Source organism: Comamonas sp. B-9, assembly GCF_000410635.1.
GTDB lineage: Bacteria > Pseudomonadota > Gammaproteobacteria > Burkholderiales > Burkholderiaceae_C > Comamonas.
Map to the genome: position 1 here is coordinate 1 of NZ_APCR01000253.1, position 8,039 is coordinate 8,039.

Sequence of the window (8,039 nt, forward strand, 5' to 3'; positions counted from 1 at the left end):
CGCCAGCCCCTGCGCCTGCGCCCGCCAAGACCGAGCCCCTGGGCGACCCCAAGGAAGCCCGCCGCCTGGCCGCCGCCGCCCGCCAGCAGCTGGCCGACAAGACCAAGCCCTTCAAGAAAGAGCTCGAACAGATCGACAAGAAGCTGCCCCAGCTCAATGCGCAGCGCGATGCGCTGGAGACCAAGCTCGCGACCCCAGGTCTGTCGGGCGCCGATATCGTCGAGGCCGGCAAGCAGCTGAGCGTCATCAATGGCGAGATTGAGCAGCTCGAAGAGCGCTGGCTGGAGCTGTCCGAGCAGATCGAGGCCATCAGCCAGGAGCTGAACGCGACCGCTTAAACGGCCGACGTGCAGACACACCATGCAACGCATCATCCGCAGCCAGGAATTCACCGCCGAGCGCCCCTGGGGCGCCCAGGACATTGCCCAGATGAACGGCACCAGCGTCCGTTTGCACTGGACGGACCAGCCCTATATCTGGCATGTCAACGACGGCGAGGAAGTCTTTGCGGTGATGCAGGGCCTGGTGGTCATGCACTGGCGCGAGACGGGCGAAGAAAAGCAAGCCCTGCTGCAGGCCGGCGATATCTTCCACGCCGGCGTAGGTTGCGAGCATGTGGCCCACCCGCAGGGTGAAGCGCGGATTTTGGTGATTGAAAAGGCCGGAAGCGTATAGCCTGCACCCTACATCAGGCTGGGCAGAGACCGCTGCGCCCACCTACACTGGCGGGCTCACCACGAGCCTCAGAACGCCATGCATGAAGACCCACCCCGCGACAGCGCCGAGCGCAATGTTCGCCTCTTTTTTGGAATCTTGCTGGGCCTGTTTGTCGCGGGTGTCATCGGCTTTAAAACCTACCCAAGCTGGATGACTTGGGCCATCCTCTGCGTTGTCTGCCCGGTGGTTTGTGGCTGGCTAGCGGTGCAGTATGGCGACGGGTTTTGGTTCAAGATGCTGCGCCTCATGCGCTGGTGGTAGTGCATCCCTCCCCGCCTATGCGCCTGCAGGCATCCCACGGCACCTTTACTCCTTTTCCTGCAGCAAGCGCCACATCACCTTGCCGCTGCCACTCTTGGGCAACTGGTCTACCAGCTGCACCAGGCGCGGCGCCTTGTACACCGCCATGTGTTCGCGGCACCAGTCGATAATGTCCTGCGCGCTGACAAGGCCCTGCTGGCCTTGGCGCAACACCACCACCGCCTTGACGGTCTCGCCCCGATATTCATCGCGGGCGGAGATCACGCAGGCCTCCAGGATGGCAGGATGGCGGTACATCAGGCTCTCGACCTCGGCGGGCCAGACCTTGTAGCCGCTGGCATTGATCATGCGTTTCAGGCGATCGGTCAGGAAGAAGTAGCCATCGGCATCGCGGTAACCCAGGTCACCGGTGCGGAAAAAGCGCTGCCCGCCCACCTCGACAAAACTGGCGGCCGTGGCAGCGGGCTGCTTCCAGTAGCCCTGCAGCACCTGCGGGCCCTGCACCACAATCTCACCCACCTCACCGTCGGCCAGGGGCTGCCAGGTTTCGGGGGCGATCACCAATGACTGCATGCCGATATGGGGCAGCCCCAGGCACTGCTGCTTGGGGTGCTCATAGGGATTGGCATGGGAGGCACCACAGGTCTCCGTCATGCCATAGCCCTCGATATAGTCCAGGCCCCAGACCTCCTTGACCCTTTGCGCCACCGACTGCGGCATCGCCGCGCCACCGCCACCCATGTAGACCAGGCTGCGGGTGTCCATCTGCGCCAGGTTCGGGCTGGCCAGCAGGTCCACCACCATGGTCGGGATATTGGCCCAGTGCGTCACCCGGTAGCGCGCCATCAGCGCGGCCGCCAGCTGCCGGTCCCAGCGCGGCATGATCACCAAGGTGGCTCCGGCGCAGATCAGCACATGCATGATCGACACCATGCCGGTGATATGGAACATCGGCGCCACCACCAGGTTCACGCTCTCTGTGCTTTGCCGGCCCCAGAGTACGCCCGCCATCGCCGCATGCTGCACATGGCTGTGCGCATGGATGCAGCCCTTGGGCAGGCCGGTGGTGCCGCTGGTGTAGGGCAGGATCGCCATATCGCTGGCCGCTACCTCGCCGGCGGGGGGCTCGGCACGGCACTCGACGGCATCGAGCCAGCGGCTGACCGTGGTGGCACCCAGCAGATCGGCACCCGGCAAAGGCTGCGCGCCCAGCAACCAAGGCTGCCAGGCAGGCGGAAAATCCGGCTGCGTAGCGGCATCGGCCGGCATGGTGTCCGACAGATGGCTGATAACCAGGTGCGCCAGCTGCTGCTCGGGCGGCAGGCTGCTGCTGGCCTGGCACAGCGCAGGGGCCAGATCGGCGGTGGTGATCGCTACGCGCGCATCGGCATCGCTGATGTAGTGGGCCAGCTCGGCGGCGGTATTCATCGGGTTGACCGGCACCACCACCGCATTGGCGCGCAGGATCGCGTAGTGCGCCAGCACCAGCTGCGGGCAGTTTTGCATCAGCAGGATGACCCGGTCTCCCTTGCGCACGCCTTGCTGGTACAGATGGGCGGCCAGGCGCTCGGTCTGTTCGCACATCTGGCCATAGCTGATGGCCTGGTCAAAAAACACCAGTGCGGCATGGTCCGGATAGCGCCGGGCATTGACGGCCAGGTTGTCCCAGACCGAGGTGGCCGGCAAGGTCAGCTGCCGGGGCACACGCCCGGGCCAATGGGCGGATATCGGGGCAGATACCGGGGCAGAGGTGGAAGTGGAGGCAGGCAGGTCTGCAGCAGCGGTCATGGCGGGTCCCGAACTTTCAAAGCGAGTTTCGGTCCAGTATGCCCAGCGGCCCAGGCACCAGCCCGTCGCTTAGGGGACCGGCGAGCCCCGGTGTGGCGCGCCCTGTTGTTGCACCCAGTGCAGCACCGCATGCCAGCGCTGGGCAGCGGCTGCCAGCCGCTCCCGCGCCGCACCGGGCCCGGCCTGGCGCCAGGCGATATCGGCCATCACCGCGTCTTGCCACATCTGTGCCTGCTGCTCGACCTGGGCCTGCTGGAACTGGGCCAGCAACTCCGCCGGCGATGCACTGGGCGTATAGGCATAGGGGTTGATGCCATGGCGCCAAAAGCGCCATTGCAGGCCCAATGCCTGCCGGGTTACCGCCCTGCCCTGCAGCCGCTGCCAGTGGTGGAAGGCCTCGTGGGCCAGCCATCCTGCAATCAGCGGCTCAGCCAGCCGCAGGCACTGGCGCGGGTCTGACGCTGCAAAGCAGTGCGCCGGCATCGACACAAAGCCGCCGTTGAACGACAGCGCCCTGCGCGTATCGCCCAGCCGGCGCAGGTAGAGGCGCATGCGCGACCAGCCCGGGTGCTGCGGCTGGCCAAAATAGCGCGCCAGCAGCACCCATTCGTCGGCCGTCAGCGGCCGGGACCAAAACAGTGCGCGCCGCAACCTGGGGGACCAGCGCGCTGCCATGCGCCGCGGCATCAAGGCCGGCTCCCAAAGCCGCCGCCATCGGCCCTCACCGCACCTCGCCCTACACCCAATCCCGGTGTCCAGTCCTGATGGTTAACACCGATCCTCGGCATGCACAATAAATTGGATACTGAATACATAACAAGACATTGATCCGGAAATTTCAGCATTTATTTCGGCATTGTTCTTGCATGAAGCTGTTTTTATTCATCTGTCGCTATTTTCTGTATACAAGGAGTGGGTATGAAGAACATGTTTCGCCGCCGTACGGCCCTTATTGCCTCCCTGCTGGCGGCGCTGCTGCCGCTGTCCCATGCCCAGGCGCAGACAGCGCACAAGATCCGTTACGAGGAGGTGGTGCGCTCGGTGCTCTATGTTCCCATGTATGTGGGCATCCAAAAGGGGATGTTCAAGGACGCGGGCATCGAGATGAGCATGAAAACCTCGCAGGGCACCGACAAGGGCATGGCCGCCCTGCTCTCGGGCAGCGCCGATATCGTGCTGATTGGCCCCGAGGCCTCGATCTATGTCGCCAACAGCGAGTCGCCAGTCAAACCCATTGTGTTTGCCGGACTGACTGCCACCGACGGCTTCTTGCTGATGGGCCGCAAACCCGATGCGAATTTTGACTGGAGCAAGCTCAAGGGCAGCAAGATCATGTCCTTCCGCCCGGGCTCCAACCCCGATATCTTTCTGGAGGCGGCCTTGCGCAAAAAGGGGCTCGATCCGAAGAAAGACCTGACGCTCGTCAGCAATATCGGCCCGGCCGCGCGCACCGGCGCCTGGCTGGCCGGGCAAAACGACTACGCCACCTTTCTGGAGCCCGAGGCCAGCAGCTTGGAAAAACAAGGCAAGGCCTTCCCGCTGGGCGCGGTGGGCAAGGAAGTGGGCATGGTCGACTACACCGTGTTCACCACCACCGATGCCTACCTGAAGAAAAACCGGGCCGCCGTGCAAGCCTGGACCCAGGCGGTGGCGAAAGCCCAGCAGTACACCGCTGCTGCACCGGCGGGCGAGCTGGCCGATCTGGTGGGCAGCTATTTCACGGGTCTGAGCAAGGCCGAGCTGGTCAGCGCCATTGAGCGCTACCAGCAGCTGCAGCTGTGGAAGAAGACGCCGATGGTCGAGAAGCAGGCCATGGACCAGCTGCAGGACATGCTGGTGCAAGGCGGTGTGCTGGAGGCCGGCAAAAAGGTCGACTACGCCCGCTTTGTCGACATGGGCCTGGTGCAGAGCCTGGCGCAAAAATAAGGAGCTGCGATGACCCACCCCTACCGCGTCCATGTCGACAACGTCTCCTTGCGCTATTTCACACCCCAGGGCGAGACCCAGGCGCTGCAGAACATCAACCTCTCGGTCAAGGCAGGCGAATTCATCAGCCTGATTGGCCAGTCGGGCTGCGGCAAGAGCACCTTGCTGTCGATCCTGGCGGGCATTTTGCCGCCGTCCAGCGGCACGGTGCTGGTCGATGGCCAGACCATCGTCGGCCCCAACCCGCGCATCGGCTACATGCTGCAGCAGGACTACCTGTTCGAGTGGCGCACCATTTTGGAAAACACCCTGCTGGGCGCCCAGATCCAGAACAAGGACCTGGCGGCCGCCGAAAAGCGCGCCACGCAGCTGCTGCACAAATGCGGCATGGGCGACTACCTGCACCACTACCCGCGCCAGCTGTCGGGCGGCATGCGCCAGCGCGTGGCCTTGGCCCGCACCCTGGTCACCAACCCGGATGTGGTGCTGCTCGACGAGCCCTTCTCCGCGCTCGACTCGCAAACCCGCTTGTCGATTGCCGATGAGGTGGTCGATGTGCTGCGCGACGAGGGCAAGTCGGTGATCCTGGTCACGCACGATATTGGCGAGGCCATTGCAATGACCGACCGCGTCATCGTGCTCTCGCGCCGGCCCGGCCGCATCAAATCGGTGCACCACATGGACTTCCCCTCGCAGGGCGGCAAACGGCCCACGCCTTTTGAGGCCCGAGGCTGCCCGGAATTCAACGATTACTTCAATGTGCTGTGGGACGAGATCGACGCCCACGTGGAAGGCTAAGCATGAGCACCGTCATGAACACCACCAACACGGCGGCCCCGGCCCAAGCCGACACCCGCAGCCCCGAATACCGCCAGTGGCTGGCCCAGATCCAGCGCCGCAAGCGCCTGGTGGCACTGAGCCGCGCAGGGCTCTTGCTGGCATTCCTGTTGATTTGGGAACTGCTCGCGCGCAGCCACATCCTCAACCCCATGCTCACCAGCTACCCGTCTGCCGTGCTGCCCACCCTGGTCGATCTGGCCCGCAACGGCGACCTGCTGGGCCACACCTGGATCACCTTCAAGGCCACAGTGATCGGCTTTGTCGTCAGCATGCTGCTGGGCATCGGCATGGCTGCCATGCTGTGGTGGAGCAGCTTTTTGAAAAAGGTGCTCGATCCTTTCCTCGTGATCGCCAATGCCATGCCCAAGATTGCCTTTGTGCCGATCTTCTACATCTGGCTGGGCTCGGAATACTCGGTCTACGGCATGGCGGTGGCCATCTCGCTGTTCATCACCATCATGGTGGTCTACGAAGGCTTTCAGGCCATCGACCCCAACAAGATCAAGCTGGCCACCACCTTGGGCGCCAGCAAGGCCCAGGTGATGAAGTATGTGGTCTTCCCCGGCAGCGTGCCCGCGGTGATTGCCGCGATCAAGATGAACATTGGCCTGTCCTTGATCGGCGTCATCGTCGGCGAGTTCCAGTCCTCGAGCGCCGGCCTGGGCTTTTTGATCGTCAACGGCAGCCAGGTGTTCAAGCTCAATGTGGTGATGGCGTCGATCGTCGTGCTGGCCTTGCTGTCGGCCGTGATGTACATGGCCGTCACCCGCCTGGAAAAAAGCGTGCAGCACCGCTACGCCTGAGCCCTTTGAAACCCACACCAGAAAAGATAGCCCCATGCAGTTTGAGCCTTGGATTGAAGAGCGCGTGCTGGCCCGCCAGGGGGTGCTCCACCCCTATGACCAGTTGGACGCCGCGGCCACCGCCTTTGTCGTCGTGGACTTGCAAAACTACTACACCCAGCCCGGCTACCAGGGCGAATGCGCGCCAGCGCGCGCGATCTTTGCCAAGGTCAACCAGCTGGCAGCCGCGCTGCGCGCCAAGGGCGGCACCGTGGTGTGGATCAAGACCAGCGCCGATGGCGCCGACCAGTTCTGGTCGCACCACCACCGCCATATGCTCACGCCCGAGCGCAGCGCGCGCCGGCTGCTGGAGCTGGGCAGCGGCCACGCCGGCTTTGCGATGCCGCCCGCGCTCGATGTACAGCCGGGCGACCTCACGGTGGTCAAGCGCTGCTACAGCGCGCTGGCCCCCGGCGCCTCCGATCTCGACGCCGTCCTCAAGGCGCAGGGCGTGCGCACCGTCTTGATCGGCGGCACCGTCACCAATGTCTGCTGCGAATCCACCGCGCGCGACGCGATGATGCTGGACTACGCCACCATCATGGTCGACGATGCGCTGGCCGCCGTCACGCCCTATGAGCATGTCCACAGCCTCAACAACTGGATGCTGTTCTTTGGCGATGTGCTGACGGTGGACGAGGTGGTGGAACGCCTGGTTTGACAAAGAAAAACCGGCCATGTTGCGCAAGGCAGCATGGCCGGTTATCCCTAAGTCCTTACTGCTGCAACTGCTGCCAGACCTTGTCCAGCCGCTTGCTGCTGACCGGGTATGGCGTGCGCAGCTCCTGGGCAAAAAAGCTCACCCGCAGCTCTTCGAGCATCCAGCGGTACTCCTGCATGCGCGCATCCACCTGGCCCTTGCGCTCTGCCACCAGGCGCCAATAGCGCTGCTCCAATGGCTGCAGCTCCTTGAGCTTGGCGGCATCGCGGGCAGGGTCGGCCCGGTACTTATCGAGGCGCGCGGTGATCGCCTTCAGGTAACGGGCATAGTGTCCCAGCTGGGCCCAGGGCGCAATCGCGATAAAGTTCTTGGGCACCAGCTTTTGCAGCTGCTGCTGGGCATCGGCCGTGGCCTCAGGCGCGTTCTTGGTGTCCTTGATCTTGCGCACCGCCGCCATGTACTCCTGCAAAACGCCAGCGGCCATGCGCGCGACCTCGTTGGCGATCAAGGTCAGGCGCCCGCGCCCCTCCTGCACCCGCTGCTTGAACTGCTCAGCGTCCGCCGGCAGCGGCTCTTGCAAAAAGGCGCGGTCAATCGCCACATTGATGATCTGCTCGCGCAGCTCTTCCTGCGTGCCCAGCGGCATATAGCCCACCGCCATCTTCTGCAGATCGGGAATGTTCTTTTCCAGGTACTTGAGCGCATCGCGGATCTGCAGCGCAAAGAGGCGCCGCAGGCCCAGCGCATGGCGGTTGGCTGCCACCTCGGGCTCGTCAAACACCTCGATGCCGACGCCGTTGCCGTGGTCGATCAGCGCCGGGAAACCAATCAGCGTCTGGTTGCCCTTCTTGATCTCCATGAGCTCGGGCAAGGCGCCAAAGCCCCAATCGGTCCAGAGCTTGTCGGCCGCATGCACGGGCCCCTGGGCCTTGCTGTGCGCCGCAGCGCTGGCTGCAGGCGCCGCCTTGCCACCCTGCTTGGCAGCGGCGGCAGGCGCCTGCGCC

Annotated in this window: 9 protein-coding genes and 1 pseudogene; 7 read left to right on the forward strand and 3 right to left on the reverse strand. The window is 64.1% G+C overall.

The window, feature by feature from the left end:
- The 3 genes and pseudogenes from H928_RS25715 to H928_RS0101685 all read left to right on the forward strand — a co-directional run.
- Positions 1-338: pseudogene (locus tag H928_RS25715) on the forward strand (ABC transporter); the annotation flags it as partial.
- 22 nt (positions 339-360) lie between these two features.
- The gene (locus tag H928_RS0101680) at positions 361-675 is read left to right on the forward strand and encodes a cupin (RefSeq protein WP_021024930.1); all 315 of its coding nucleotides are present in this window, start codon (positions 361-363) and stop codon (positions 673-675) included.
- Between the two features lie 78 nt (positions 676-753).
- Positions 754-978: a hypothetical protein gene (locus tag H928_RS0101685; RefSeq protein ID WP_021024931.1), complete on the forward strand. Its 225-nt coding sequence runs from the start codon at positions 754-756 to the stop codon at positions 976-978.
- A gap of 45 nt (positions 979-1,023) precedes the next feature.
- Here the strand turns inward: H928_RS0101685 and H928_RS0101690 are convergent, their stop codons facing one another.
- Both H928_RS0101690 and H928_RS25720 read right to left on the reverse strand, forming a co-directional pair.
- Positions 1,024-2,766, reverse strand: a complete 1,743-nt coding sequence (locus H928_RS0101690) for a long-chain fatty acid--CoA ligase (RefSeq protein ID WP_148293005.1) — start codon at positions 2,764-2,766, stop codon at positions 1,024-1,026.
- 69 nt (positions 2,767-2,835) lie between these two features.
- Complete coding sequence (locus tag H928_RS25720) at positions 2,836-3,441, reverse strand: hypothetical protein (protein ID WP_148293006.1); 606 nt, start codon at positions 3,439-3,441, stop codon at positions 2,836-2,838.
- 243 nt (positions 3,442-3,684) lie between these two features.
- On the opposite strand from H928_RS25720, the gene H928_RS25725 reads away from it, so the two are divergent.
- The 4 genes from H928_RS25725 to H928_RS0101715 are packed head-to-tail and all read left to right on the forward strand — an operon-like array spanning position 3,685 to position 7,035.
- Positions 3,685-4,692: an ABC transporter substrate-binding protein gene (locus tag H928_RS25725; protein ID WP_021024934.1), complete on the forward strand. Its 1,008-nt coding sequence runs from the start codon at positions 3,685-3,687 to the stop codon at positions 4,690-4,692.
- Positions 4,693-4,701: 9 nt separating this feature from the next.
- A complete protein-coding gene (locus H928_RS0101705; RefSeq protein WP_021024935.1) occupies positions 4,702-5,490 on the forward strand; it encodes an ABC transporter ATP-binding protein in 789 nt (262 codons plus the stop codon).
- Positions 5,491-5,492: 2 nt separating this feature from the next.
- Positions 5,493-6,335: an ABC transporter permease gene (locus H928_RS0101710; RefSeq protein WP_021024936.1), complete on the forward strand. Its 843-nt coding sequence runs from the start codon at positions 5,493-5,495 to the stop codon at positions 6,333-6,335.
- A 34-nt stretch (positions 6,336-6,369) separates the two neighbouring features.
- Positions 6,370-7,035: an isochorismatase family cysteine hydrolase gene (locus tag H928_RS0101715; RefSeq protein ID WP_021024937.1), complete on the forward strand. Its 666-nt coding sequence runs from the start codon at positions 6,370-6,372 to the stop codon at positions 7,033-7,035.
- Between the two features lie 55 nt (positions 7,036-7,090).
- On the opposite strand, the gene H928_RS0101720 is transcribed toward H928_RS0101715, so the two are convergent.
- Positions 7,091-8,039: DUF3418 domain-containing protein (locus tag H928_RS0101720; protein ID WP_027010424.1), on the reverse strand; the 949-nt coding region annotated here is incomplete at its 5' end.